This window comes from Streptomyces sp. ISL-98, from assembly GCF_018614055.1.
GTDB lineage: Bacteria > Actinomycetota > Actinomycetes > Streptomycetales > Streptomycetaceae > Streptomyces > Streptomyces spiramyceticus.
This window is the reverse complement of sequence record NZ_JAGGPB010000019.1, coordinates 19,666-44,797: the sequence shown is the minus strand read 5'-3', so window position 1 is coordinate 44,797 and position 25,132 is coordinate 19,666. Positions and strand designations below refer to the sequence as shown.

Here is a 25,132-nt window from a genome sequence, read left to right as displayed (position 1 = left end):
CGTGAGTACGCCCGACAACCCCCAGCTCCTGCCGACCGCCTCCGGCGGCTGCGGCGACTCCTGCGGCTGCGGGGAGACGTACGAACTCGACACCAGCGAGTGCGCCCTCGACCCGGGCCTCGTCCAGCTCCTCGTCGAAGCGGGCCTGGACCCCGTCGAGGTCGAGGAGATCGCGAACGTCGCCCTCGGCGAGGACCTCGCCCACGGCGTGGATGTGACGACCGTCGCGACCGTCCCCGAGGACGCCGTCGCGACCGGCGACTTCACTGCGCGTGAGGCGGGCGTCGTCGCCGGTCTGCGCGTCGCCGAGGCGGTCCTCTCCATCGTCTGCACGGACGAGTTCGAGGTCGAGCGGCACGTCGAGGACGGCGACCGCGTCGAAGCCGGCCAGAAGCTGATCAGCGTCACCACCCGCACCCGCGACCTGCTCACCGGCGAGCGCAGCGCGCTCAACCTGCTGTGCCGCCTCTCCGGCATCGCGACCGCGACCCGCGCATGGGCCGACGTACTCGAAGGCACCGGCGCCAAGGTCCGCGACACCCGCAAGACGACGCCCGGTCTGCGCTCCCTGGAGAAGTTCGCGGTCCGCTGCGGCGGCGGCGTCAACCACCGCATGTCCCTGTCGGACGCGGCGCTGGTCAAGGACAACCACGTGGTCGCGGCGGGCGGTGTGGCCGAGGCGTTCACGCTCGTACGCAAGCAGTTCCCGGAGGTCCCGATCGAGGTCGAGGTCGACACCCTCGCCCAGGTCACCGAGGTCCTGGACGCGGGCGCCGACCTGATCCTGCTGGACAACTTCACCCCGGAGCAGACGGCGGAGGCGGTGGCCCTGGTGAACGGCCGCGCGGTCCTCGAATCCTCCGGGCGCCTCACCCTCGACACGGCCCGGGCGTACGCCGAGACGGGCGTCGACTACCTCGCCGTCGGGGCGCTCACGCACTCCTCCCCGATCCTCGACATCGGCCTCGACCTCCGCGAGGCGAAGTAACCCATGCTGCTCACCATCGACGCCGGCAACACCCACACGGTCCTCGGTCTGTTCGACGGCGAGGAGATCGTCGAGCACTGGCGCATCTCGACCGACGCCCGCCGCACCGCGGACGAACTCGCCGTGCTCTTCCAGGGTCTGATGGGCATGCACCCGCTGCTCGGCGACGAACTGGGCGACGGCATCGAGGGCATCGCGATCTGCTCCACCGTCCCGTCCGTCCTGCACGAACTGCGCGAGGTGACCCGCCGCTACTACGGCGACGTCCCGGCCGTGCTCGTCGAGCCGGGCATCAAGACGGGTGTGCCGATCCTGATGGACAACCCCAAGGAGGTCGGCGCGGACCGCATCGTCAACGCGGTCGCGGCGGTCGAGCTCTACGGCGGACCGGCGATCGTCGTCGACTTCGGTACGGCGACGACCTTCGACGCCGTATCGGCGCGTGGTGAGTACGCGGGCGGCGTCATCGCGCCCGGCATCGAGATCTCCGTCGAGGCGCTCGGCGTCAAGGGCGCCCAGCTCCGCAAGATCGAGCTGGCCCGGCCGCGCAGCGTGATCGGCAAGAACACGGTAGAGGCCATGCAGGCCGGAATCGTGTACGGCTTCGCGGGCCAGGTCGACGGTGTCGCGCAGCGCATGGCCCGCGAGCTCGCGGGCCCGGACGGCGACCCGGCCGACGTGACGGTCATCGCTACGGGCGGCCTGGCGCCGATGGTGCTCGGCGAGTCCTCCGAGATCGACGAGCACGAGCCGTGGCTGACGCTGATCGGGCTGCGCCTGGTGTACGAGCGGAACGTGGCGCGGATGTAGCGCCGATGCGGTGCCGGATGCGGTGCGTCGTACGGGCAGCGCGCCCCGTACGACGGACCGGTTCGCAGGGCGGCCCGGTCCGTACGGCGACCCGGCCCGTCCGCCGCGCCGCCGTACAACCATTAAACCGATTTTGTCCGTTTCGTGCGTATTGTCACTACATGCCCACGCCATACGGATCCCGTGGCGGCATGGCGTTCGGCGCTGACGAGCTGCGTGTGCTCCGACGCGCCCTCGCTGTCGCCCTCCATCCCGCGTCACTGTCCGATGAGGACGTCCAGGACTGCCTGCGCCTCGCCGACTCCCTGGACGAGGCGGTCCGCGAGGCGGGCCGGCTGCGCGCGTTCCTCCTCGCCGACCTCGTCCGCTACCGCGAGGCTCTCCCCGGGGCGGCCGCCGGCTACCTGGAGCTGCTCCAGGACGCCCTGGCCGCCGGATACGGGCCGACCCCCGACGACCTCGCGGCCCTGCGTACGCTCCGCGACATGCCGGGCGGCGCCGAACTCCTCGACCGCTGCCGGGACGTCGCCGAGGAGTCGGTACGGGCCCGCCTGGCCGGCCGGAGCCCCGCACCCGCGCCGCGTACCCGGCTGTTGTCGCTCGTGGGCGGCAGGGCCACGGCCTCCCATGCCGACGACCCGCCGCAACCCCGGAAAGGCGACGGCCCGCCGCAGCCGGGGAAACCCGCACCGAAGCCCGGCCCCCGCGCCCCCGGGGACCGTCCGATGCCGAAGCCGTCCGAGGTCTTTCCGCCGCGCCGCCGCCCCGTGCCCCCGCCGGAGCAGAGGGCGGCGGGGTAGCTACTCTGGACGGCATGGACTACGTTTCCGCGCTTCTGCCCCCCGTGGTGATGGCCGTGTTCTTCATCGCCCTGGTCACGACGATCGTCAAGTCGCAGGGTGGCTCCAACAAGGCCAAGGAAGACGCGGCCGTGGACGCCGCCCTCTCCCGCGCCGAGTCGGCGCAGCAGACCCGGACGCCCGAGGCGGGCCAGGCCTGACGGCACTCTCTTCGCGAGGCTCACGTCAGGCTCACGACGAGGCTTGAGGCGATGCTTGGGGCGAGGCTCGCGAGGTGCTGCGTGAGGGCGTACGACTCATTCCGAGCCGTACGCCCTTTTTGCTGCGCAAATACCTGCCATTACTGGAAATCTCCCACTATGGTGGCGCTGTGCCTCGCCAATTGGGAGAGCTGGAAGACGCCGTCATGACGCGCGTGTGGCAGTGGAACCGACCGGTCACCGTCCGGGAAGTCCTAGAAGACCTTCAGAAGGAACGGTCCATCGCCTACACGACGGTCATGACCGTAATGGACAATCTCCATCAGAAGGGCTGGGTGCGCAGGGAAGTCGAGGGCCGCGCCTATCGATATACGGCGGTCTCCACTCGCGCCGCATACTCGGCCGCACTGATGAACGAAGCCTGGTCCACGAGTGACAACCCAGCAGCAGCCCTGGTCGCCTTCTTCGGCATGATGTCGGCGGAACAGCGCGATGCTCTGGAGGACGCGATGCGCGTCGTAGGTCAGCGCACCGATCCCGCCGATCCCGCATCTCCCGCAGAGGGCGCATCTTCGGCAGAGGGCGACGAGAGCGCGGACGACACGGAGCGATAGCGTCCCGGTATGCCCTCAGAGCTTCCCGCGCTTCCCAATGCCGCTGCAAAAGCCATCACCGTACGGCGGGCAAGGACCAGTGATGTGCCAACGATCCGCAACCTTGTGGACACGTACGCACAGAAGCGGATCCTGCTCGACAAAGCGAACGTGACGCTTTACGAGGACATCCAGGAGTTCTGGGTCGCCGAACGCGACGAGGACGCGGCCGTTGTCGGCTGCGGCGCTCTGCATGTGATGTGGGAAGACCTCGCGGAAGTACGAACTCTCGCGGTCGATCCGGCCTTCAAGGGCGCCGGAGTCGGGCATCAAGTGCTTGGCAAGCTGCTCCAGACAGCGCGCTGGCTCGGTGTGCGCCGGGTTTTCTGTCTCACCTTCGAAGTCGAGTTCTTCATCAAGCACGGCTTCGTGGAGATCGGTGAGGCTCCTGTCGACGGAGATGTCTACAGCGAGCTGCTGCGTTCCTATGACGAGGGTGTAGCGGAGTTCCTCGGTCTCGAACGGGTGAAGCCGAACACCTTGGGCAACAGCCGGATGCTTCTGCACCTGTGATCTTCTGAAGCCGCCGGAACACCCTATGTCCGAAACGCGCACGTTTCCCGTGTTGATGAGGTACTGAACCTCGACCGGGGGTTTGTGTTTTCCAGAGAAAAGCGGTTTCCTTTCCGCGTACTGCATTTTCGATGAAAGGAAATCCGGTGGCACAGAAGGTTCAGGTCCTTCTTGTCGATGACCTCGACGGTGGCGAGGCGGACGAGACGGTGACGTTCGCTCTGGATGGCAAGACCTACGAGATCGACCTCACCACCGCGAACGCGGACAAGCTCCGTGGTCTGCTCGACCCGTACGCCAAGGGCGGCCGGCGCACCGGTGGCCGTGCGGCTTCCGGCCGCGGCAAGGCGCGCGCTGCCGCTGGTGGCAACCAGAACACCGCCGAGATCCGTAAGTGGGCCAAGGCGAACGGTTACAACGTGAATGACCGTGGCCGCGTCCCGGCAGACATCCGTGAGGCCTACGAGAAGGCCAACGGCTGAGCATTCGCGTCAGCGAAATTCGAGTGCAACAACCGGGCCCGGTGGCATTCAGTTGCCGCCGTGCCCACGAGTCGTACGAGATCGGGTGTTTCCGCACGGCACCCGAGTCCGGCAAATGCCGGCAGCATCGGCTCGACCTCGTGCCGCGGCTCGGGGGGTCGCAGCCACATGGCGGCCCCCTGCGAGCTTGTCCATCCCGGCGGTGTGGGCGCGGCCATCCGCCCGCCCGCCCCGATCGCGCGCAGATCCAGGGCGACGCCGCCCCACTCCAGCCAGTCGAGGAGCCCGGGCAGCTCCTCTGCGCTCCCCGCGGCGACCAGCAGCCTCATACGCCGCCCGAGGAGCGCAACGGGCCCTGTGAGGCCCCTGAGGCGCCGCAGGACGGCAAATCCCGCGTCGGAGGGCAGTTCCAGTACGTCGAAGCGCAGGCCCGTCAGGAGCTGCACCGGGCCCTGTGCCGGAAGGCCCTCCGCCGTGGCCCAGTTCGCCGTGGCCCAGCCGAGCTCGTGCTCGTACCACTGCGCGATCGACTGCGCGATGCCGTTCGCGAACGGCATCCGCGTACGCGGGAGCGGGACCTGACTCGGGGGCGTCGTCATGTCCGGACCAACTCCTGAAACACTTCGCAAGTTACGCTTCGTAGGCACACGACTGCGCTCTGTTGATGCTCGGCGGGCGTGCGGGCGTAATCGGCCGCGCAAGGTTGTTCGCCCGTAGCGGAGGGAACCGGTGTGCGCTGCATGGAGTGTCAGTGCTTGCGGGTAAGACATTCCTAGTGGGAAGGGGCGACACGCTGGTCGAGCCGTCTCACGTTCGCCATCGGCGTACTGAATGAACGGGTATCTGCTTGGCCTGCGGGAACATCGTCTCGCACCATCAGGTTGGAGCAGTAGACAGCTGTTCCGGCAGTGAGGTTTCCCCGCAAGGGCGGGGTGATCCGGACGGATGTCGGCAGTTGGAATGAGCTGTCCCGTCCCACGGGACTAGCATGCGGAAGGACTGGGAGGGGACCGACCCCTCACTGCCCGACCGCTCTGAGGAGCGATTAACGATGTTCGAGAGGTTCACCGACCGCGCGCGGCGGGTTGTCGTCCTGGCTCAGGAAGAAGCCCGGATGCTCAACCACAACTACATCGGCACCGAGCACATCCTCCTGGGCCTTATCCACGAGGGTGAGGGTGTCGCCGCTAAGGCCCTGGAGAGCCTCGGGATTTCGCTCGAGGCGGTCCGCCAGCAGGTGGAGGAGATCATCGGTCAGGGGCAGCAGGCCCCGTCCGGCCACATCCCCTTCACTCCCCGTGCCAAGAAGGTCCTGGAGCTGTCGCTCCGGGAGGCTCTTCAGCTCGGCCACAACTACATCGGTACCGAGCACATCCTGCTCGGCCTGATCCGCGAGGGCGAGGGCGTCGCCGCCCAGGTCCTCGTGAAGCTGGGCGCCGATCTGAACCGGGTGCGGCAGCAGGTCATCCAGCTGCTCTCCGGTTACCAGGGCAAGGAGACCGCCGCTGCCGGCGGCCCGGCCGAGGGCACGCCCTCGACCTCTCTTGTCCTGGACCAGTTCGGCCGCAACCTGACTCAGGCCGCCCGCGAATCCAAGCTCGACCCGGTCATCGGGCGCGAGAAGGAGATCGAGCGGGTCATGCAGGTGCTGTCCCGTCGTACCAAGAACAACCCGGTTCTCATCGGCGAGCCCGGCGTCGGAAAGACGGCGGTCGTCGAGGGGCTGGCTCAGGCCATCGTCAAGGGCGAGGTGCCCGAGACCCTCAAGGACAAGCACCTCTACACCCTCGACCTCGGCGCGCTCGTCGCCGGTTCCCGCTACCGCGGTGACTTCGAGGAGCGCCTGAAGAAGGTCCTGAAGGAGATCCGCACTCGCGGCGACATCATCCTGTTCATCGACGAGCTCCACACCCTGGTGGGTGCGGGCGCCGCCGAGGGCGCGATCGATGCGGCCTCGATCCTGAAGCCGATGCTCGCCCGTGGTGAGCTTCAGACCATCGGTGCGACGACGCTCGACGAGTACCGCAAGCACCTCGAGAAGGACGCTGCGCTGGAGCGCCGCTTCCAGCCGATCCAGGTGGCGGAGCCTTCCCTCCCCCACACGATCGAGATCCTCAAGGGCCTGCGTGACCGCTACGAGGCACACCACCGTGTGTCCATCACGGACTCGGCGCTTGTCGCGGCAGCCACTCTGGCCGACCGCTACATCTCCGACCGCTTCCTGCCGGACAAGGCGATCGACCTGATCGACGAGGCCGGCTCCCGGATGCGAATCCGCCGGATGACCGCACCGCCGGACCTCCGCGAGTTCGACGAGAAGATCGCCGGTGTCCGCAGGGACAAGGAATCCGCGATCGACTCGCAGGACTTCGAGAAGGCGGCTTCCCTCCGCGACAAGGAGAAGCAGCTCCTTGCGGCCAAGGCCAAGCGCGAGAAGGAATGGAAGGCCGGCGACATGGACGTCGTCGCCGAGGTGGACGAGGAACTGATCGCCGAGGTCCTGGCCACGGCCACGGGCATCCCGGTCTTCAAGCTCACCGAGGAAGAGTCTTCCCGCCTGCTGCGCATGGAGGACGAGCTCCACAAGCGCGTCATCGGCCAGAAGGACGCCATCAAGGCCCTCTCGCAGGCGATCCGCCGTACGCGAGCCGGTCTGAAGGACCCGAAGCGCCCCGGTGGCTCGTTCATCTTCGCCGGCCCGTCCGGTGTCGGTAAGACGGAGCTCTCCAAGACGCTCGCCGAATTCCTCTTCGGCGACGAGGACGCACTGATCTCCCTCGATATGTCGGAGTTCAGCGAGAAGCACACGGTTTCCCGTCTCTTCGGTTCTCCCCCCGGTTACGTGGGTTACGAAGAGGGCGGCCAGCTCACCGAGAAGGTGCGCCGGAAGCCGTTCTCCGTCGTCCTCTTCGACGAGGTCGAGAAGGCCCACCCCGATATCTTCAATTCCCTTCTGCAGATCCTTGAGGACGGTCGTCTGACCGACTCCCAGGGCCGCGTCGTGGACTTCAAGAACACGGTCATCATCATGACGACCAACCTCGGGACCCGGGACATCTCCAAGGGCTTCAACCTGGGCTTCGCGGCCCAGGGCGACGTCAAGACCGGCTACGAGCGGATGAAGAACAAGGTCAACGAAGAGCTCAAGCAGCACTTCCGCCCCGAGTTCCTCAACCGTGTCGACGACACGGTCGTCTTCCACCAGCTGACCGAGGACGACATCATCCAGATCGTCGACCTCATGCTCGCCAAGGTGGACGAGCGCCTGAAGGACCGCGACATGGGCATCGAGCTCAGCTCGGAAGCCAAGTCGCTGCTCGCGAAGAAGGGTTACGACCCGGTCATGGGCGCCCGGCCGCTGCGCCGGACGATCCAGCGGGAGATCGAGGACATCCTGTCCGAGAAGATCCTCTTCGGCGAGCTGCGTCCCGGCCACATCGTGGTCGTCGACGTCGAGGGCGAGGGTGACGCGAGGGCGTTCACCTTCCGCGGCGAGGAGAAGTCGGCACTCCCCGATGTTCCCCCGATCGAGCAGGCAGCGGGCGGCAGCACCGGCCCGAACCTGTCGAAGGACGCGTAACAGCGCCCTGAGCGCCTGAAGGGGCTGCCCCGGAACCGTATGGGTTCCGGGGCAGCCCCTTTTGCTGCCTGTCTGCTGTCTGCCTGTCCGCTGTCTGCCTGTCCGCGTCGGCTTCAGCCTTCAGCAGAGGGCCGGCTTGCGCCAGGAACATTCGAGGTCGGTGGCGGGGGTGGCGTTGCGCTGGAGGCTGGGGCGTACGAGCTGGGTGTCGGTCTTCGTGGACTTCGCGAGGGTGATCACGATCGCGTCCTCGATGCTCTTGACCGAGGAGGCCAGGTAGTTGTTCAGGACGATGCTGTAGACCAGCTCGCGGCCGCCCGCGTCCGTGACGTACCCGGACAGGGCGGAGGCGCCGGTCAGGGAGCCGGTTTTGGCTCGGGTGTTGAGGGCGGCGGGGGTGTTGCACATGCGGGAGCGCAGGGTGCCGCCGATGGTGCGGTCCGGGTTGCAGGCGACGGGGAGGGATGCGTACCAGTCGGCGTACCAGGGGGCGGTACGTACGGACAGGAGGAGCTTGGCGAGCTGGGCGGCGGAGATGTTGTTCATGCGGGAGAGGCCGGAGCCGTCCACCTGGCGGAGCTTGGAGGCGTCCGCGCCTTCCTTGGTGAGGTGGGTGGCGATGGCGGCCAGGCCGGCGTCCCAGGTGCCCTTGCCGGCCGTCTCGTAGCCGATGGTCTTGGTGAGGGCCTCGGCGTGCATGTTGTTCGACAGCTTCATGAAGGGGCGCATGAGCTCCTTCAGGGGCATCGATGTGTGGGTCGCCAGGGGCTTGGCGTTGCCGGGGGTGGGGCGGCCGTGGCTGGTGGGGCCTGTAATGCGTACGCCATGGGCCCTCAGAGCGTCGGAGAAGACCTCGGCGGCGTAGCCGGTCGGCTCCCAGACGCTGATCCACTCCTTGGTGGGGTTCGCGCCGACCGGGATGTTGCCGGTGACGGCGATGGTGTTGGAGCCGTGTTCGCGCTCGACGGTGAGGGTGTCCGGCTGTCCGGCCGGGACCGTGGTGGCGCGGACGTCGATGTCGACGTAGTCGGTGCGCGGGGTGAGGGTGGTGACCGGGCGGTCGCCGGGCTTCGCGCCGGGGGATGCCGTGACGATGACCGTGCCCGCGTCGTAGTCGGTGTCGGGGGCGACGGTGAGGGCGGAGATCTGCGCCGAGTAGTACGCGGACTCGTCGTCGGCTGCCCACGAGCGGCCGAGGCGCTGGGTGTCGAAGCGGGTGTCGTCGGCGATGAGGCGGCCGACGACGCGCTTGATGCCGGACTCGGCGATGGCGGCGGCCAGTTGGTCGTAGTCCTTGGCGAGCATGGTGGGATCGCCGGTGCCCCGCAGATACAGGTCGCCGAGGAGTACGGAGCCCTGGCGGCTGCCGGTGGTCAGGGCGTCGGTGCGGTAGCGGTACTCGGGGCCGAGCAGGGCCATGGCGGCGATGGACGTGGGCAGTTTGGTGTTCGACGCCGGCATCAGGCGGTCGGCGCCGTCGCGCTGGTAGAGGGTCTCGCCGGTGGTCGCGTCGGCGACCACGACGCTCGCGGCTCCGCCGTCGAGGCGCGGGTCGGTGAGGATCGTGTCGATGGCGCCCTTGATGCCGGTGTCGGAGGGGCCGGCTCCGGCGGGGGAGCTCCAGGTGAGTGTGCAGGCGAGGCCTACGGCCACGGGCCAGACCCAGACGTGCGTACGGCGCTTCGCGCGAATCACAGGTCGAATCACAGGTCTACTCATGGCACAGGAGCATCCCGGACGGAGGCGCTCGTCGGAAGGACGCCTCTGCCAACGGCTGACGCGGCGTCAACCGTCAGCCGGTGAAGCCCCGTCTCCGGCCCAGGACCCTGACCCGGCCGGGGAGCTGCTCGACGCCCCGGACGGCCATAAGCGAGAGCAGCTCGATGTACTGGAGCGAGGTCAGGGCGGCCAGCGACGTGACATCGCACTCGTCGGTGGGACCGCTGACCACCAGCGAGGTGAGGCTGGGAAACAGTTCGGGCACCATGTCGAGCGCCGACTGGGAGAACCGGCCGAGGAGCGTGAGCCGCTCCACGTTCGCCAGGCTGCCCGAGAAGGGAGCCAGCGCGAGCGATTCCCCGCTCACGCGCAAGGCGCTTATCCGGGGGAGCCGGCTGATGACGGCCCACTCCTCCGCGCTCCGGGGACTGCTCGCAGGGCCGAGCGAGACGTCCTGCAGGGCGCTGTGCCTGCCGAGGCCCCTGAGGCCGTCCTCCGGGCGGACCATGTCGACGAGGTCGAGCGTCCTCAGCGGCGCCCGTGCGGGGAGGTCGGACGTGGACCAGGCAAGCCCTCCGCCCAGGGTGAGGATTTCCAGCCGGTCCATCCTCGACAGGGCGCCCAGGTCGGCGCCCGGGGCCATGTCCAGTACGGCCGTGCGCAGAGGGAGGCGGCAGATCCCGGTGAGGTTCGTCAGCCGGGGGCAGCCGGCGACGGTCAGATGGGTGAGGCCGCTCTGGCCGCGCAGGAACGACACATCGCGCAGGTCGGGGTTCTCGCGGATCCTGGCCCTCGTGAGCTCCGCCGCGTCCGTGTAGGCGAGCAGCGCGGACGGCGAAATGGGGCCTCTCGCGTCGAGCATCGGCCGGGGGCCGAGGGTGCGCAGGGCGTCCAGTTGTTCGTCCGTCCGGGCGGTGAAGTACAGGCCGGTCGGGTCGATCCGGGAGATGACCTCGGCGGCGTACTGCTGGGTGTGGAACCGGTCCCAGGACCAGATGAGCTGCGCTCGGACGCGCTCCGCCTGGTGCCCGCAGAAGCGGGCGAGGAACGGAATCGCCCGCTCCGACGCCACATGGGACGCAGCGATGACGACATGCTCGGCGGCCTCTTCGTCGAGCCGCTCCGGTCCGTCGAGCAGGTCCAGGATCATCGGGCCGACCGCCGCCAGTTCGCGGGCCGCCTCGGCGCTGCGCGGTGGAATGAGGGCCTCCGTGCGGCGTTCGACCTCCTGGCGTACGGCGAGGGAGAGCTCGGTGGCGTCTTCGAGGCAGGCCGCCGCCAGGAGATGGACGCGGGTCCGTGCGGCGTCGTCCGGATTCTCGTCGCCGTACGAGAGGAGGTCGCCGAAGAATTCCACCCGCTCGCGCGGTCGTGCGTGGGCGACCGCCATGCGGATGACGTCCTCCCACTGGTCGTTCGCGGCGTGGCGTACGAGCATCCCGAAGTCGCCCTCCTCGACGGCCGCCCTCGCGCCGAGGAAGTCCTGGAAGGTGCGGTGGATGAAGTCGACGGTTCCGGGGGCCTGTTCGCGCAGCAGCCCGCTGCGGTGCAGGAAGTGGTCGAACACCGCCTTCGCCTCACCGAGCTCGGCCACTTCCGGCAGTGCGGGCAGTGCGTCCGCGATGATGCTTTCCGCCCGCGAACGGTCCATCTCGGTGCGGCCGTTGCGGATCAGCCAGTACGCGAGCCGCTGCAGCAACTGGATCTGCGGTTCCTCGCGGAGCTCCGGCAGCCCCATGTTGCGCTCACGGTCGCGGCGTACGAGCAGCATGGAGAGGGCGGCCGTATAGAGGTCCTTGCGGCCGTGCGGCAGGAAGCCGTGGCGGTCGCGGTGCAGCGCGCAGATCATCCCGCACATCAGCGGGTTGGTCGCGAGCCGCCCCAGGTCCGGCTTGGCGCGCACTGCTTCGAGCAGCTGCTTCTCGTAGGCGAGGAGGGCAGTGTCCTCGTCCTCGGAGCCGGTACGGGCCGCACTGTGCCAGCGCTTGATGAAGGCCGCGACGTCGGCGGGCCGCATGGGGGACAGGGCGAGCTCGGTGAAGTCCTCGTCGCCGAGCCAGTCCTCCCGTATGGCCGAGGGGCGGGACGTGACCAGCCAGCGATTGCCGGGGTACGCGTCGATCAGGTCGCTCAGCCAGCCACGGGTACGGGAGCGCTCGGCATCCGGGATCTCGTCGATGCCGTCGACAAGGACCAGGCCGCGGCGGGCGTTCAGTACGCGGGTCTCCCACCCGGCGGGCTGCTCCCCGGCGAGCGGTGAGCCGACGGCGGCCAGGAAGTCCCTGGGGGCGGGGAGGCGCTCGCCGTGGCGGGTCAGGGTGCGCAGGGGCAGGACGAAGGGGATGCGGTCGTAGAGGTACGCCATGCGGTCGTCGAGGTCCTGGCGGGCGGCGGAGACGGCGAGCCACTGGACGAGCGTGGTCTTGCCGGAGCCGGCCTCGCCGCGGAGCAGGACGCGGTCGTGTTCGGCGAGCGCCTGGTCGGCGGGGCGCGGCTCGAAGACGGTGTCGAGGCTGCCGGACATCAGGCGGGAGTCGGCCCCGATCCCGCCGACGTAGTCCCGGAGGGTCTGGACCGATGTGTCCCCGCGGATGGGTCCGACGGCCGTCGCCTCCAGGCTGAGATACGCCGCGTCCAGCGGCCACTTCCCCGGTGAGTTGCTGAGGTCGATACCGAAGATCGTCAGCTTGCTGTGCTTCTTCGCCACGTACGCCAGATAGCGCTGCTCGAACGCCACGTCCTCCGCGCCCGGCAGCGGCCGGCGGGAGATGAGCTCGTCGACCTTCGCGATCAGCTCGGCCTGGCGGCGGCTCTGCGCGACGAGGGTCGCCGCGACGAAGGTCGACCGCTGGGTGAAGAAGTTCAGGATGTGCAGGCAGGTGGCGTCGAGGAGGCGCTCGTAGAAGTACGTCGCGTCCGTGGACAGCTGCCGCTCCGGGCGGTCGTCGGCACGGCGCAGTTCGCGGGCCAGGGCGGTGTGGCCCAGTTCGACGGCCTCCACGTCGCTGAGGGTGAGGTCTCCGAGCGCGTACAGCGTGCTGGTCAGGGCGTCGGTGACGGCCCGCTCCTCGTCGGCGGGCAGTGGCCGCTCGCCCGTACGGAGGGCCTGTCTGACCAGCTCGGCGGCCAGTTTGCGGAGGTCGTTCTCGCCGAGGGTGCGCTTCTCGCCCCTGAAGGAGACGTAGCCGGAGAGCCGGACGGGCTTGTCGACCAGCCCGGCGCCCGGGCCCTCGCTCACGAAGAGCTTCTTGACCAGTGGTGCGACAGCGCTCGACACGAGCCGGGCGCCGATGCTTACGGGATCCACGTGCCGTCCCCCTGAGGCCTGTGCTGTCCGAGTGGATCAGCCTAGCGAGGGGTCTGGCGGTGACAAGGCGCACAGGCCGTGAGGGGCCTACGAAACGGAATAGTGGATGTGTTCCAGCCGGGGTGAGGGACTTTCGTCCCGGTGGCCGGGGGACCTTCGCACCGCTTACCGGCGGGGGTCCGAGACCTGGCTTTATGGCCGGTTTACTCGGCTCTGGCTTGGGTTTAAACCGGGATTTGAGGGTTTATAGCCCCTACTTGGCAGAGGGGGCAGATGGCCGTCAAGAGCCGAAAAGAAGATGTCGCATATACGGCCGGTGGTAGTAGATAGCCCATTTTGGGCAGGGCGGGAGCCCGGGTTACCAAGGTGGAGCAAGCCCGGCGACCAGCCGGGTTCATTCACGCCCCGGAGGTTTCCCCCCGTATGCAGAAGCGCGACATGTTCTCCCGAATCGGCTCCTCGTCCGCCCGCACCCGCCGCACCGCCCTCGTGGTCGCCGGACTCGGAGCGTCGATGGTGCTCGGAACGGCAGGCGTGGCGTTCGCCGCCGAGGGGACCGCGGCCACGTCCGTCAAGCAGCAGGCCGAGGCGCAGGCCAAGGCGGCCGTGAACGCGAAGAAGGCCGCCGACCAGGCCAAGGCCAAGGCCAAGGCCGACGCCAAGGCGAAGGCGGCGAAGGCCAAGAAGGCCATGGCGAAGAAGGCCGCGTCCTGGCAGCAGCCCCTCGACCACTACGCGCTGAGTGCGACGTACGGCAAGGGCGGCGGCATGTGGGCCAGCAAGCACTCCGGCCAGGACTTCGCCGTGCCCACCGGCACCGCGGTCGAGGCCGTGCACGGCGGCACCGTCGTGAAGTCCGGTCCCAACGGCGCCGGCGACGGCCCGGCGTACGGCAACGCGATCGTGGTCAAGCACGACAACAACACGTACTCGCAGTACGCCCACCTCTCGCGCGTCGATGTGAAGCCCGGCCAGACGGTCAAGACGGGTCAGCGCATCGCGCTCTCCGGCAACACCGGTAACTCGAGCGGCCCGCACCTGCACTTCGAGGTCCGTACGACGCCGAACTACGGCACCGCGATCAACCCGGTGAGCTTCCTCCGCGCGGAGGGCGTCAGCCTGTAACACCCGGAGCCTGGCCGTGTGCCCGGCTCACCAGATCGACGGCGACTTCGAGGACAGCCCTGCGCTTCTCCTCGGGGTCGCCTTCGACGTCCTTGAGTACGAACATCCCCGCATGCATCGTGAAGAGCGCGCTGATGCAGCGGACCTGGTCGGTCAGTGCCGCGTCCGGCTCCTTGATCAGGTCGAGCATCACGAGCATGCGCTCCTTGAAGGTCTCGCCGATGCTCAGGTCGCGCATCGTCGCCTGGTTCTCCTGCATGAAGCGGAAGAGCGGAGCGGCGGCGGTCAGCGCCTCGCTGTAGCGGGTGAGGATTTCCTTCTTGGTGTCGAGCGAGTGCGGCTGCTCCTGCCCCCACTCGATCAGCTCGTCGATGGGCCTGGTCAGGTCCTGGAAGAGGCTGACGATGATGTCTTCTTTGGTCTTGAAGTGGTAGTAGAGCGCCGCCTTCGTGACATCGAGCCGCTCGGCGATCTCCCGCAGCGAGGTCTTCTCGTATCCCTGCTCGGCGAAGAGTTCAAGCGCGACGTCCTGGATGCGCTGGCGGGTGTTGCCTCTGGACACGTTGAACTCCCCATGGAACTTACTTGACGCCCGGCTAGTGAGCGGTCTACTTTGCCCAGTGTAGTCAACTTGCCGGGCGGCAAGTAAGTAAACAGGGGAGCTGGAAGCATGGGCAACGGGGCGAGCGGGAAACCAGGGCGGGAAAAGGTGACACCGGCGCAAGCAGCGGAGCAAGAAGCGGCGCAAGGAACGGCGCCACAGCCGCGCAGCGTGCGGGTGGTTCTGCTCGCGCTGATGATCGCGATGCTGCTCGCCATGCTCGACAACATGATCATCGGCACCGCGATGCCGACCATCGTGGGCGAGCTCGGCGGCCTGGAGCATCTCTCCTGGGTCGTTACGTCGTACACCCTCGCCACCGCCGCCTCGACGCCGATCTGGGGGAAGCTCGGCGACCTCTACGGGCGCAAGGGCATCTTCCTCACCTCGATCGTCGTCTTCCTCGTCGGCTCCGTGCTCAGCGGAATGGCCCAGGACATGGGCCAGCTCATCGGCTTCCGTGCCATTCAGGGACTGGGCGCCGGCGGCCTGATGGTCGGCGTCATGGCGATCATCGGCGACCTGATCCCGCCCCGCGAGCGCGGCAAGTATCAGGGCATGATGGCCGGCGTCATGGCGCTCGCCATGATCGGCGGACCGCTCGTCGGCGGCACCATCACCGACCACCTGGGCTGGCGCTGGAGCTTCTACATCAACCTTCCGCTGGGCGCGATCGCCCTGGCGATGGTCACCGCCGTACTGCACCTGCCGAAGAAGGAGCGGTCGACGGCGCGCGTCGACTATCTGGGCGCGGGGCTGCTGACCGTCGGAATCACGGCGATCGTGCTGGTCACGACCTGGGGCGGTACGGAGTACGCCTGGTCGTCGACGATCATCATGGAGCTCATCGCGGTCGGTGTCGCCGCACTCGCGGGCTTCCTCTTCGTCGAGTCCAGGGCCGTCGAGCCGATCATGCCGCTGCACATCTTCCGCAACCGCAACTTCACGCTCATGTCGGTGATCGGCTTCCTCACCGGCTTCGTGATGTTCGGCGCGGTGCTCTTCCTGCCGCTGTTCCAGCAGTCCGTACAGGGTGCTTCGGCGACCAACTCCGGTCTGCTCCTGCTGCCGATGCTGATGTCGATGATGGTCGTCTCGCTTGTCGCGGGCCGGATGACCACCAACAACGGCAAGTACAAGATCTTCCCGATCCTGGGCGGCGGGCTGATGGTCGCCGGTCTGCTCCTGCTCGCGCAGATGGACACGGAGACGACCCGGCTGACCTCCGGCATCTACATGGCCGTACTCGGCGCGGGCATGGGCTTCCTGATGCAGATCACCATGCTGGTGGCGCAGAACAGCGTCGAGATGAAGGACATGGGCGTCGCCTCTTCGTCGACCACCCTGTTCCGTACGCTCGGCAGCTCCTTCGGCGTCTCGATCATGGGCGCGCTCTTCACCAGCCGGGTCCAGGACGCGATGGCCGAACGGGGCGGGGCCGGAGTGACCCAGCAGTCGGCGACGCTGGACGCGGCGAGCCTGGCGAAGCTGCCTGAGCAGGTGCGCGAGGCGTACCAGTTCGCGGTGGCTTCCGGCACGCATGCGGCGTTCCTGCTGGGCGGGGCGATCGCGGTGATCGGGTTCGTGGCTGCCTTCTTCGTGAAGGAGGTGCCGCTGCGGGGAGCCGGGCCGCAGCCGGCTGCGGAGGGTGCGGATGCCACTGAGCCGGAGATGGTGAAGGGATCCGCCTGACCGGATCCGGCCCGTCCGTACTGACCTGACACTGTCCTGACCTGGGGAAACTCGTTTTGACCTCCGGCCCCCGGCGTTCGCGCCGGGGGCCGGAGTGCGTACTTCCGGAGAAGCGGGGGTGAGGTCCGCTGCCTACGGTGACTGTGCAGGACACGCCCTCCCGAGGAGCTCTCCATGATCAAGGGACTAGCCGTATCCACCGTCTGGGTCCTGAACCAGGACCGGGCCAAGGAGTTCTACACCGAGAAGCTGGGACTCGAAGCCCGTACGGACATGACCCTGGGCACAAGCGGGACGCGCTGGCTGACCGTCGGGTCCAAGGACCAGCCCGACGTGATGCTGACGCTCATGGTCCCCGGGCCGCCGGCCCTGGACCCCGTGTCCGCCGAGGCGATACGGCGGCTGGTCTCGGAGGGTGCTCTGGGAGCCGGTGTACTGACCACCGACGACATCCATGGCGACTACGCGACGCTCAAGGCCCGCGGGGTGGAGTTCGTGCAGGCGCCGCAGGAGCGGCCGTACGGCACGGAGGCGATCTTCAGGGACGACTCGGGGAACTGGTTCTCGTTCACCCAGGCGCGGACTGGCGGCTTCGACGGGGAGATGGACCCGGCCTGCTGAGGCAGGGGATTGCTACGGCCCGGTGCCGCTACTGCGGCCGCTCCCCGTCGTCCGGCAGCCGGACCATCGGGAAGCTCCCCGTCGTCGTCGGCGCGTGCTCGGGCAGCCACAGCACCGCGATCGCCCCGCCGTCCTTGTGGGCGTTGCGGAAGGTGAGGCGTGCGCCCAGTACGCGCGCCTGACCGGCCGCGATCGTCAGGCCCAGGCCGTGGCCGTGCCCCGCCCGGTCGGTGCTGCCCGTACGGAACCGGCTCGGGCCGTCCTTGAGCAGCGCCTCGGGGAAACCGGGGCCCTGGTCGCGGACCCGCACGACCCGGCCTTCGACCGTGACCTCGAAGGGGGCCTTGCCGTGCTTGGCGGCGTTGCCGAGAAGGTTGCCGAGGATGCGTTCCAGGCGGCGCGGATCGGTGTTCACCCACGACTCGTGCACCACGTTCACCACCGCGTCCGGGTGCAGCAGCGCGACCCGGCGACTGACGAACTCGCCCAGCGCGATCTCCTGGAGCTCGGCCCGCTCCGCCGCACTGTCGAGGCGTGCCACCTCCAGGACGTCCTCGACGAGCGTCCGCATTGCCTGAGCACGGTCCCGTACGAGCTCGGTGGGGCGGCCGGGCGGCAGCAGCTCGGCCGCCGTGAGCAGCCCGGTCACGGGGGTGCGCAGCTCGTGCGCGATGTCGGCGGTGACCCGCCGTTCCGCTTCGAGCCGCTCCTGGAGGGCGTCCGTCATGGCGTCGACGGCGCGCGCGAGCTCGTCGGTCTCGTCGCGTACGACGCCGCCGACGGCATCCCGGACGCGTACGTCCGTATTGCCCTGCGCGACTTTGCCGGCCGCCGTGGCCGCCTTGCGCAGGCGCCGGGAGAGCTGGCCGCCGATCAGCACGCCGAGTGCGCAGCCGCCGAAGACGACCGACACCGAGCCGATGACCAGGGCGCGGTCGAGGTCGTCCATGATGGCGGCGCTGCGGTCCGTGAAGCGGGTGTGCAGCGAGAGGACGTCCCCGTTTTCGAGGGGGGCGGCGGCCCATACGTCGGGCACGCCGCTGTGGCCGTCCGTGACGTACGTGGCGCGGCGGCTGTTGGACGTTCTCGCCTTGAGTTCCCGGGGCAGGGCGGGGTCGTTGAGCTTGGTGCCGAATCTGGCGTCGCCGGACGACTCGTACCAGCGCTGGGCGAACTGGAGCCGTTCTATCTGTACGTCGCGGGCGTTGTCGAGCATCGAGACACGGGCGGCGTTGTGGACGACGAGGCTCAGCGCGACCGCGATGAGGGCGCCGACGGCGGCGATCGCGATGCTGATCTTCCATCGGACGCCGGTGCGCAGGGCAAGGCGCATGCTCTACGCCTTCAACTTGTAGCCGAAGCCCCGCACGGTTTCGATGCGGTCCTGGCCGATCTTGGTGCGCAGTCGCTGCACGTGGACGTCCACGACACGGGTGTCCCCGCCCCACCCGTAGTCCCAGACCCGCTCCAGCAGCTTGTCGCGCGACAGGACCGTCCCGGGCGCCGACGAGAACTCCAGCAGCAGCCGCATCTCGGTCGGCGTCAGCCCCACCGGAAGGCCGCCCTTGCGGACCTCCATGCCCTCTCGGTCGACCTCCAGGTCGCCGAAGACGAGCGGCCCGCAGTCCGTCCCGTCGTCCCCGCCGTGCGCCCCGCCCGCCGGCCCGCCCGCGTGCCCGAAGCGGCGCAGCACCGCGCGGATGCGCGCGACGAGCACCGCACCGTCGAAGGGCTTCGTCACGTAGTCGTCGGCCCCGGCCTCCAGGCCCAGTACGACGTCGATCGAGTCGGCCCGCGCCGACAGCATGATCACCGGAACGGTCGATTCGTCCCTGATACGCCGGCACAGGCTCACGCCGTCGAGCCCGGGCACCATCACATCGAGCAGCGCGATGTCCGGCTGGTTGCTGCGGAAGGCCTCCAGGCCGGAAAGCCCGTCGGGCATGGCGGTGACCACGAAACCGTCGCGTTCGAGCGCAAGCTGCGTGGCCTCACGGATGACGTCGTCGTCCTCCACGAACAGGACATGGGTCTCGGCCATCCGCTGCTCTCAACTCTCTCGTTCTCGTTCTCGCGGTCTTGATCTCGGTCTCGGCCGTCTCAGCTCTCCGGCGGGGGTGTGGGCAGGGGCTCGGTGCCGCCCGCGTCGCCCTCCCCGCCGACCGAACGGCTGAAGTCGTTGTGCACCTGGTCGTGCACTGTGAACTTGGTCCCCGACCAGCGGTACGTGATCACTTCTTCGCCGGAGGGATACGCCATCGGGTCGTTCTTCCCGTAGACCGGCTTGGTCAGCACCAGGTCGCCGCGGTCGATCTCCGCGTACACCGCGGGCGCCTCGGCCGCGAAGACATTCTTGTACGAGTCGCCGTCCTCGCGGTACACATACGTCCCGACGCCCACGGCATCCCCGCACGTCATCACATTCACCACGACGTCGTTGCCGGGCCCGCCGGTCAGCTTCCCGTACGACGTGTCCACCGGGTACTCGTCCCTCACGCAGGGCCGCAGGTCTTGCTTGACCGTGTCGCTGACCTTGGGGTCGTCCTGTATCAGCGCCACCGGGTCCACCCGTTTGGCGGCCGGGGGCGTCGTGCCGCCCTCCGAGGGCGTCGCCCTGACCACCGGGTCCGTCCGCGCCGGACCCGCGTCGCGCGCGCCCGTACCCCCCGCGTCGCACGCCACCACAAGCAGGCCGACGGCGGCGAGGCCGGCCATTGCCGTGCCACTCGCCGCCACTGTGAACCTGCCGCCCCTGCCTAGGCCGCGCACCGCTCCCGCCCCCGTTCGTCACCCTGCTCCGCACGCTCGAAGGCGCGCGCGTCCAGTTCGCGGCTCTCCAGCTCCTGCCGGAGACGTGCCAGCGCCCTGTGCAGCGTGCTCTTGACCGTACCTGCCGACATACCGAGCGCCGCAGCCGTCTCTTCGGTGCTCATCTGCTCCCAGTGTCGCAGCACGACTACGCTGCGCTGCTTCGGTGCCAGCACTCCGAGTATGTCCATCAGCAGCGCGCGGTCGGCGCGCTGGTCGCTGCCGTCCTCGACGCTCGCGTCCGGCAGCTGCTCGGTGGGCACCTCTTCGAGCTTGCGGGCCCGCCACCACTCGGTCCGCGTGTTGATCATGACGCGGCGCAGGTAGGCGTCGGCGAGCGACTTGTCGGCAATGCCGTCCCAGCGGCCGTACGTACGTACCAGCGCGGTCTGGAGGAGGTCCTGCGCGTCCACCGGGTCGGGGACCAGGCGCCTGGCGCTCCGCAGCAGAGCATCCTGCCGAGTGCGTACGTACTCTTCGAATTCGAGCACCTCGCCGTGCGCCATTAGAACCGCCTCCGTCCCGCTGCAAAACCCCGTGTGTCCCGCTTACGTCGACGAAGTTACGGAGGCGTTGTCACGGCACTGTGCGGGCCAGCCCTCGGCAGGCGCACGGCTGTCCATCGGTTGTGTAACGGAGATGTGCTCAAGCCAGGGGGAGCCGGTAGACACCGCTGGCCAGGGGCTCGACGAGCCCGTCGGCGACCAGTCCGTCCAGCGCACGCGCCCGCTGTACGGGCTCGTCCCACACCGCGTCGAGCGCGGCCTGAGGGACCGGCCCGGCCGCCTCCCGGAGTACGGCGAGGAGCTTGCCGCGCACCTGACGGTCCGTACCGGCGTACGTCTGACCGCGCCGCGGCGGCCCGTCGTGCGCCGGCTTGCCCGCCAGCCGCCACGCGCACTGCCCGGAGACCGGGCAGCTCCCGCAGTCCGGGCTCTTGGCGGTGCACACGAGCGCGCCGAGCTCCATCGAGGCAGCCGCCCAACGGGCTGCCCTCGCCTCTTCGTCGGGCAGCAGGGAGCGGGCGAGCCTGCGCTCGGCGGCGGTGGTGGTGTTCGGCGGGTACTGGACGCCGGTGACCGTACGGGCGAAGACGCGGCGCACATTCGTGTCGAGCACCGCGTGCCGCTGCCCGTACGCGAAGGAAGCGACGGCCGCGGCCGTGTACTCGCCGACCCCGGGCAGGGCCAGAAGCTCGGCGTGGTCGCTCGGTACGTCGCCGCCGTGCCGCTCCGTGATCGCCACGGCCGCGCCGTGCAGGCGCAGCGCGCGGCGCGGATAGCCGAGCCGGCCCCAGGCGCGGACCGCTTCGCCGGGGGCGTCGGCGGCCAGGTCGGCGGGGCGCGGCCAGCGGGCCAGCCACTGCTCGTACACCGGCAGCACACGGCTGACCGGCGTCTGCTGGAGCATGAACTCGCTGACCATCACGCCCCAGGCGCCCGCCTCGGGGCGGCGCCAGGGGAGGTCACGGGCATGCGTGTCGAACCACGCGATGACGGGGGTGTGAAGGGCGGTGGCGGTGGTGTCGCTTGTCGCAGTCATGGCACCACCGATCCTTCCACGACCTGACGGATGCCAGGGTCCGGAATGATGATCGTGAAAAGTTGGGGCCAGGAGCGGCGGGTGGGGCAGGAGTTGGCCCCGATCTCTCGTACAGTTTGCGCCGTGGGATCTATGCGCAATCCAGTCGGGCCGCTTCCCTCCTCCATTTACTGGCGCCGGAGGGCAGTCGCGCTGTCCGTGCTGGCGCTGCTCGCGCTGGTGATCCTATGGGTCGTCATGTCCGGTGGTGGCGACGGCGGCAAGGAGAAGAACACCGGTGGCGGCGCCACTCCCGCACCGTCGATCACACCCGGCCCCGCTTCCTCCGGACCCGCCATCAGTGAAGACCCCGGCGGCCGCGACGAGCCGGGCGAAACCGGCAGCGACGGCGGCAGCAGCGACGGCGCCGGCAGTGGCGGCGGAGACGACGGCGGTACGGACGCGGGCAGCGGCAGCGACGGCGGCGGCTCGGGCGACGGCAGCGGTGACAGTGGCGACGGTGACGGCGACGGTGGCGACACCGGTTCGGGCAGCGGCGGTGGTGGCGGAGCCGCTCAGCGCGTACAAGCCGGATCCAGCCTCCCCAACTGCAATGCGTCCACCATCGAGTTGTCCCTGCGCAGCATCAAGAACGAGTACGAGCCGGGCGAGAAGCCGAAGTTCGAGGTGATCGCGGAGAACCGCTCCGGGGCCTCCTGCAAGATCGACTTCGGGCCGAAGACCGCCGTGCTGACGATCACCGACGACGACAACAACACGGTGTGGTCCTCCAAGGACTGCCCCGAGGGCCCCGGCAGCCTGCTGTTCCGCGTCCCTGCGCACAGCACCGTCACGCACGCCGTGGAGTGGGACCGCAAGGAGAGCGCGCCGCAGTGCGCCACGCCGCCCGCGTCGGCCGTCGGCGACGGGACGTACCTGCTGGAGATGGCGGGCGCGAAGTCGCCGGCCACCTTCACGCTGAAGAAGGACTGAAAGAGCCAAAAAGAAGCGCGGTACGCCCCGTCCGGGCGTACCGCGCTTCTCGTGTCCGGTGGGTCAGACGTAGCGTTCCAGGATCGACGACTCCGCCAGCCTGGACAGCCCCTCGCGCACCGACCGCGCCCGCGCCTCGCCGACGCCGTCGACCGTCTGGAGGTCGTCGACGCTCGCGGCGAGCAGCTTCTGGAGGCCGCCGAAGTGCTCGACGAGCCGCTCGATGATGGCGCCGGGAAGCCGCGGCACCTTGGCGAGCAGCCGGTAACCGCGCGGCGAGACCGCCGCGTCCAGCGTCTCGGGCGAGCCGCTGTAGCCCAGAGCCCGTGCCACGACCGGCAGTTCGAGCAGCTCGGTGTGCGGCAGCGCGTCCAGATCGGTCAGCGCCTCGTCGACCGTGCGGGAACGCTTCGCCGTCGGCTCGGGGACGTAGTCCCGTACGACCAGCTCGCGCTCCGGCTCGACGCCCGCGATCAGCTCGTCGAGCTGGAGGGAGAGCAGACGCCCGTCGGTGCCCAGCTCCACCACGTACTCGGCGATCTCGGTGGCGATACGGCGCACCATCTCCAGCCGCTGCGCCACTGCCGTTACGTCGCGGACCGTCACCAGGTCCTCGATCTCCAGCGCGGACAGCGTGCCCGCGACCTCGTCGAGGCGGAGCTTGTAGCGCTCCAGGGTGGCCAGTGCCTGGTTGGCCCGGGAGAGGATCGTCGCGGACTCCTCCAGGACCCGGCGCTCCCCGTCGACGTACAGCGCGATCAGGCGCATCGACTGGGAGACCGAGACGACCGGGAAGTTGCACTGCTTGGAGACGCGGTCCGCCGTGCGGTGGCGGGTGCCGGTCTCTTCGGTCGGGATGGATGCGTCCGGGACCAGCTGGACGCCGGCCCGGAGGATCTTGGTGATGTCCTTGTCGAGGATGAGCGCACCGTCGAGCTTGCACAGCTCGCGGAGTCTGGTCGCGGTGAATTCCACATCCAGCACGAATCCGCCGGTACACATGGATTCGACGGTTTTGTCCATACCGAGGACGATGAGGCCGCCGGTGTTGCCGCGCAGGATGCGCTCCAGGCCGTCGCGCAGTCCCTTGCCGGGCGCGACAGCGCTCAGCGAGGCGCGCATCAGCGCTTCGGTGCCCGAGCCTTGGCCGGACTTTCCGGATGCTGCTGCCCGGTCGATGGCTGCCACTGCACTCCTCCGGTCACGGGGTTGCGGTGCCCTGGGGGCACTGAACTTCGCCTCGCGTACTCGTACGGGTGGGCGAGACCAGGGCAAAGTCTACCGGCGCTGTTCCTCGCCTTGGGGGGCCTGTGCGCGAGACCGGCGCGGAAGGACCCTGAGGGCCTCTCCCATGTCGGCCACTTCGATGACCTTCATGCCCGCCGGGACCTTCCCCGGGTCGGCCGGGACCAGGGCGTGCGTGAAGCCCAGACGGTGGGCTTCGGCCAGCCTGCGCTGGACCCCGGTGACCCGTCTGACCTCGCCCGCGAGGCCCACCTCGCCGATCGCGACAAGATTCTTCGGCAGCGGGGTGTCGCTGGCCGCGCTGGCCAGCGCGAGCGCGATCGCGAGGTCGGCGGCGGGCTCGGAGAGCTTCACACCGCCCACCGTCGCGCTGTAGATGTCGCGCTTGCCGAGCGCCGTGATCCGCCCGCGCTGTTCGAGTACGGCGAGCATCATCGACACGCGCGAGGTCTCCAGGCCCGAGGTGGTGCGCCGGGGGGACGGGATCTGCGAGTCGACGGTCAGCGCCTGCACCTCGGCGACGAGCGGGCGGCGCCCTTCGAGGGTGACCGTCAGACAGGTGCCGGGGACGGATTCGGCGCGGCGGGTGAGGAACAGGCCCGAGGGGTCGGCGAGGCCGGTGATGCCCTCGTCGTGCAGCTCGAAACAGCCGACCTCGTCCGTCGCGCCGTAACGGTTCTTGACTCCTCGCACGAGCCGCAGGCGCGCGTGCCGGTCGCCCTCGAAGGACAGCACGACGTCGACGAGGTGCTCCAGCAGGCGCGGGCCCGCGATCGCGCCGTCCTTTGTGACGTGGCCGACCAGGAGCGTCGACATGCCGCGCTCCTTGGAGGCCCGGATGAGGGCGCCCGCGACCTCGCGGACCTGAGCCATGCCGCCGGGCGCGCCGTCGATCTCGGGCGAAGCGACGGTCTGGACGGAGTCGAGGACGAGGAGGGACGGCTTGACGGCGTCGAGGTGGCCGAGGACGGCGGAGAGGTCGGTCTCGGCGGCGAGGAAGAGGTGGTCGCTGAGTGCACTGATCCGGTCGGCGCGCAGGCGCACCTGGCTCGCGGACTCCTCCGCCGTGACATACAGCGTCCGGTGGTCGTCGCTCGCCGCCTTGGCGGCCACGTCCAGGAGCAGGGTCGATTTGCCGACCCCGGGCTCGCCCGCGAGCAGCACGACCGCGCCGGGGACGAGCCCGCCGCCGAGCACGCGGTCCAGCTCGTCGACGCCGGTGGAGCGGGCGGTGGCCGTGCGGCCGTCGACCTGGCCGATGGGGAGCGCGGCGGAGCTGACGCGGCCGGCCGCGGTGGTCCGTACGGCGGGCGTGCCGGTCTCCTCGATCGTGCCCCACGCCTGGCATTCGGGGCAGCGGCCGAGCCACTTGGCGGTCGTCCACCCGCATTCGGTGCAGCGGTAGGACGGCCGGTCCTTCGCGGATGAACGAGATGTACGGGCAGCCATGGTGGTGACCGTACAGGTCAGGTCG

23 protein-coding genes are annotated in these 25,132 nt (G+C 69.2%); 12 read left to right on the top strand and 11 right to left on the bottom strand.

What is annotated here, in order from left to right; genetic code table 11:
• Window position 1: 1 nt before the first annotated feature.
• From nadC to J7I98_RS13155, 7 genes are all read left to right on the top strand, one after another.
• Window positions 2–988 (top strand): carboxylating nicotinate-nucleotide diphosphorylase, encoded by a 987-nt coding sequence (gene nadC / locus J7I98_RS13185; RefSeq protein WP_214920847.1) that lies wholly within the window; start codon window positions 2–4, stop codon window positions 986–988.
• 3 nt (window positions 989–991) lie between these two features.
• Complete coding sequence (locus J7I98_RS13180) at window positions 992–1,798, top strand: type III pantothenate kinase (protein ID WP_214920846.1); 807 nt, start codon at window positions 992–994, stop codon at window positions 1,796–1,798.
• A 191-nt stretch (window positions 1,799–1,989) separates the two neighbouring features.
• The gene (locus J7I98_RS13175; protein ID WP_214921088.1) at window positions 1,990–2,598 is read left to right on the top strand and encodes a hypothetical protein; all 609 of its coding nucleotides are present in this window, start codon (window positions 1,990–1,992) and stop codon (window positions 2,596–2,598) included.
• 14 nt (window positions 2,599–2,612) lie between these two features.
• A complete protein-coding gene (locus J7I98_RS13170; protein WP_214920845.1) occupies window positions 2,613–2,798 on the top strand; it encodes a hypothetical protein in 186 nt (61 codons plus the stop codon).
• 170 nt (window positions 2,799–2,968) lie between these two features.
• A complete protein-coding gene (locus tag J7I98_RS13165; protein WP_214921087.1) occupies window positions 2,969–3,412 on the top strand; it encodes a BlaI/MecI/CopY family transcriptional regulator in 444 nt (147 codons plus the stop codon).
• 9 nt (window positions 3,413–3,421) lie between these two features.
• Window positions 3,422–3,964, top strand: a complete 543-nt coding sequence (locus tag J7I98_RS13160) for an amino-acid N-acetyltransferase (protein ID WP_214920844.1) — start codon at window positions 3,422–3,424, stop codon at window positions 3,962–3,964.
• Between the two features lie 146 nt (window positions 3,965–4,110).
• Window positions 4,111–4,446 carry an Lsr2 family protein gene (locus J7I98_RS13155; RefSeq protein WP_214920843.1) on the top strand — a complete coding sequence of 112 codons (336 nt, stop codon included), beginning with the start codon at window positions 4,111–4,113 and terminating at the stop codon, window positions 4,444–4,446.
• Here J7I98_RS13155 and J7I98_RS13150 read toward each other — a convergent pair.
• On the bottom strand, window positions 4,425–5,045 hold the full coding sequence (locus J7I98_RS13150) for an SCO3374 family protein (RefSeq protein ID WP_374225116.1): 621 nt from the start codon (window positions 5,043–5,045) through the stop codon (window positions 4,425–4,427). The two genes, J7I98_RS13155 and J7I98_RS13150, sit on opposite strands and share 22 nt — an antisense overlap.
• Before the next feature lie 452 nt (window positions 5,046–5,497).
• Here J7I98_RS13150 and J7I98_RS13145 point away from each other — a divergent pair, with 452 nt between their 5' ends.
• Window positions 5,498–8,026 (top strand): ATP-dependent Clp protease ATP-binding subunit, encoded by a 2,529-nt coding sequence (locus tag J7I98_RS13145; protein ID WP_214920842.1) that lies wholly within the window; start codon window positions 5,498–5,500, stop codon window positions 8,024–8,026.
• Between the two features lie 120 nt (window positions 8,027–8,146).
• Here J7I98_RS13145 and dacB read toward each other — a convergent pair whose 3' ends face one another.
• A complete protein-coding gene (gene dacB, locus J7I98_RS13140; RefSeq protein WP_214920841.1) occupies window positions 8,147–9,745 on the bottom strand; it encodes a D-alanyl-D-alanine carboxypeptidase/D-alanyl-D-alanine-endopeptidase in 1,599 nt (532 codons plus the stop codon).
• A 73-nt stretch (window positions 9,746–9,818) separates the two neighbouring features.
• A complete protein-coding gene (locus tag J7I98_RS13135) occupies window positions 9,819–13,052 on the bottom strand; it encodes an NACHT domain-containing NTPase (protein ID WP_214920840.1) in 3,234 nt (1,077 codons plus the stop codon).
• 423 nt (window positions 13,053–13,475) lie between these two features.
• On the opposite strand from J7I98_RS13135, the gene J7I98_RS13130 reads away from it, so the two are divergent.
• Complete coding sequence (locus tag J7I98_RS13130) at window positions 13,476–14,177, top strand: M23 family metallopeptidase (protein WP_251020558.1); 702 nt, start codon at window positions 13,476–13,478, stop codon at window positions 14,175–14,177.
• On the opposite strand, the gene J7I98_RS13125 is transcribed toward J7I98_RS13130, so the two are convergent.
• Window positions 14,167–14,739, bottom strand: coding sequence for a TetR/AcrR family transcriptional regulator (locus J7I98_RS13125; RefSeq protein ID WP_214920839.1), 573 nt, complete (start codon window positions 14,737–14,739; stop codon window positions 14,167–14,169). The two genes, J7I98_RS13130 and J7I98_RS13125, sit on opposite strands and share 11 nt — an antisense overlap.
• A gap of 147 nt (window positions 14,740–14,886) precedes the next feature.
• On the opposite strand from J7I98_RS13125, the gene J7I98_RS13120 reads away from it, so the two are divergent.
• Window positions 14,887–16,470: an MDR family MFS transporter gene (locus tag J7I98_RS13120; RefSeq protein WP_374225115.1), complete on the top strand. Its 1,584-nt coding sequence runs from the start codon at window positions 14,887–14,889 to the stop codon at window positions 16,468–16,470.
• Window positions 16,471–16,644: 174 nt separating this feature from the next.
• Window positions 16,645–17,091, top strand: a complete 447-nt coding sequence (locus J7I98_RS13115) for a VOC family protein (RefSeq protein WP_214920837.1) — start codon at window positions 16,645–16,647, stop codon at window positions 17,089–17,091.
• Window positions 17,092–17,119: 28 nt separating this feature from the next.
• On the opposite strand, the gene cseC is transcribed toward J7I98_RS13115, so the two are convergent.
• The 5 genes from cseC to J7I98_RS13090 all read right to left on the bottom strand — a co-directional run bounded on the left by cseC (window position 17,120) and on the right by J7I98_RS13090 (window position 21,441).
• Window positions 17,120–18,424, bottom strand: coding sequence for a two-component system sensor histidine kinase CseC (cseC, locus tag J7I98_RS13110; RefSeq protein WP_214920836.1), 1,305 nt, complete (start codon window positions 18,422–18,424; stop codon window positions 17,120–17,122).
• Between the two features lie 3 nt (window positions 18,425–18,427).
• Window positions 18,428–19,132 (bottom strand): two-component system response regulator CseB, encoded by a 705-nt coding sequence (cseB, locus tag J7I98_RS13105; RefSeq protein WP_214920835.1) that lies wholly within the window; start codon window positions 19,130–19,132, stop codon window positions 18,428–18,430.
• A gap of 59 nt (window positions 19,133–19,191) precedes the next feature.
• Window positions 19,192–19,806: a hypothetical protein gene (locus J7I98_RS13100; protein ID WP_251020557.1), complete on the bottom strand. Its 615-nt coding sequence runs from the start codon at window positions 19,804–19,806 to the stop codon at window positions 19,192–19,194.
• A 41-nt stretch (window positions 19,807–19,847) separates the two neighbouring features.
• Window positions 19,848–20,405: a SigE family RNA polymerase sigma factor gene (locus J7I98_RS13095; RefSeq protein WP_214920833.1), complete on the bottom strand. Its 558-nt coding sequence runs from the start codon at window positions 20,403–20,405 to the stop codon at window positions 19,848–19,850.
• 139 nt (window positions 20,406–20,544) lie between these two features.
• Window positions 20,545–21,441: an A/G-specific adenine glycosylase gene (locus J7I98_RS13090; protein ID WP_214920832.1), complete on the bottom strand. Its 897-nt coding sequence runs from the start codon at window positions 21,439–21,441 to the stop codon at window positions 20,545–20,547.
• Window positions 21,442–21,564: 123 nt separating this feature from the next.
• Between J7I98_RS13090 and J7I98_RS13085 the strand changes: the two genes are divergently transcribed.
• On the top strand, window positions 21,565–22,413 hold the full coding sequence (locus tag J7I98_RS13085; protein WP_214920831.1) for a hypothetical protein: 849 nt from the start codon (window positions 21,565–21,567) through the stop codon (window positions 22,411–22,413).
• A 63-nt stretch (window positions 22,414–22,476) separates the two neighbouring features.
• Here the strand turns inward: J7I98_RS13085 and disA are convergent, their stop codons facing one another.
• Window positions 22,477–23,601: a DNA integrity scanning diadenylate cyclase DisA gene (gene disA / locus J7I98_RS13080; protein WP_214920830.1), complete on the bottom strand. Its 1,125-nt coding sequence runs from the start codon at window positions 23,599–23,601 to the stop codon at window positions 22,477–22,479.
• Between the two features lie 90 nt (window positions 23,602–23,691).
• The gene (gene radA, locus J7I98_RS13075) at window positions 23,692–25,107 is read right to left on the bottom strand and encodes a DNA repair protein RadA (RefSeq protein WP_214920829.1); all 1,416 of its coding nucleotides are present in this window, start codon (window positions 25,105–25,107) and stop codon (window positions 23,692–23,694) included.
• Window positions 25,108–25,132 lie beyond the last annotated feature (25 nt).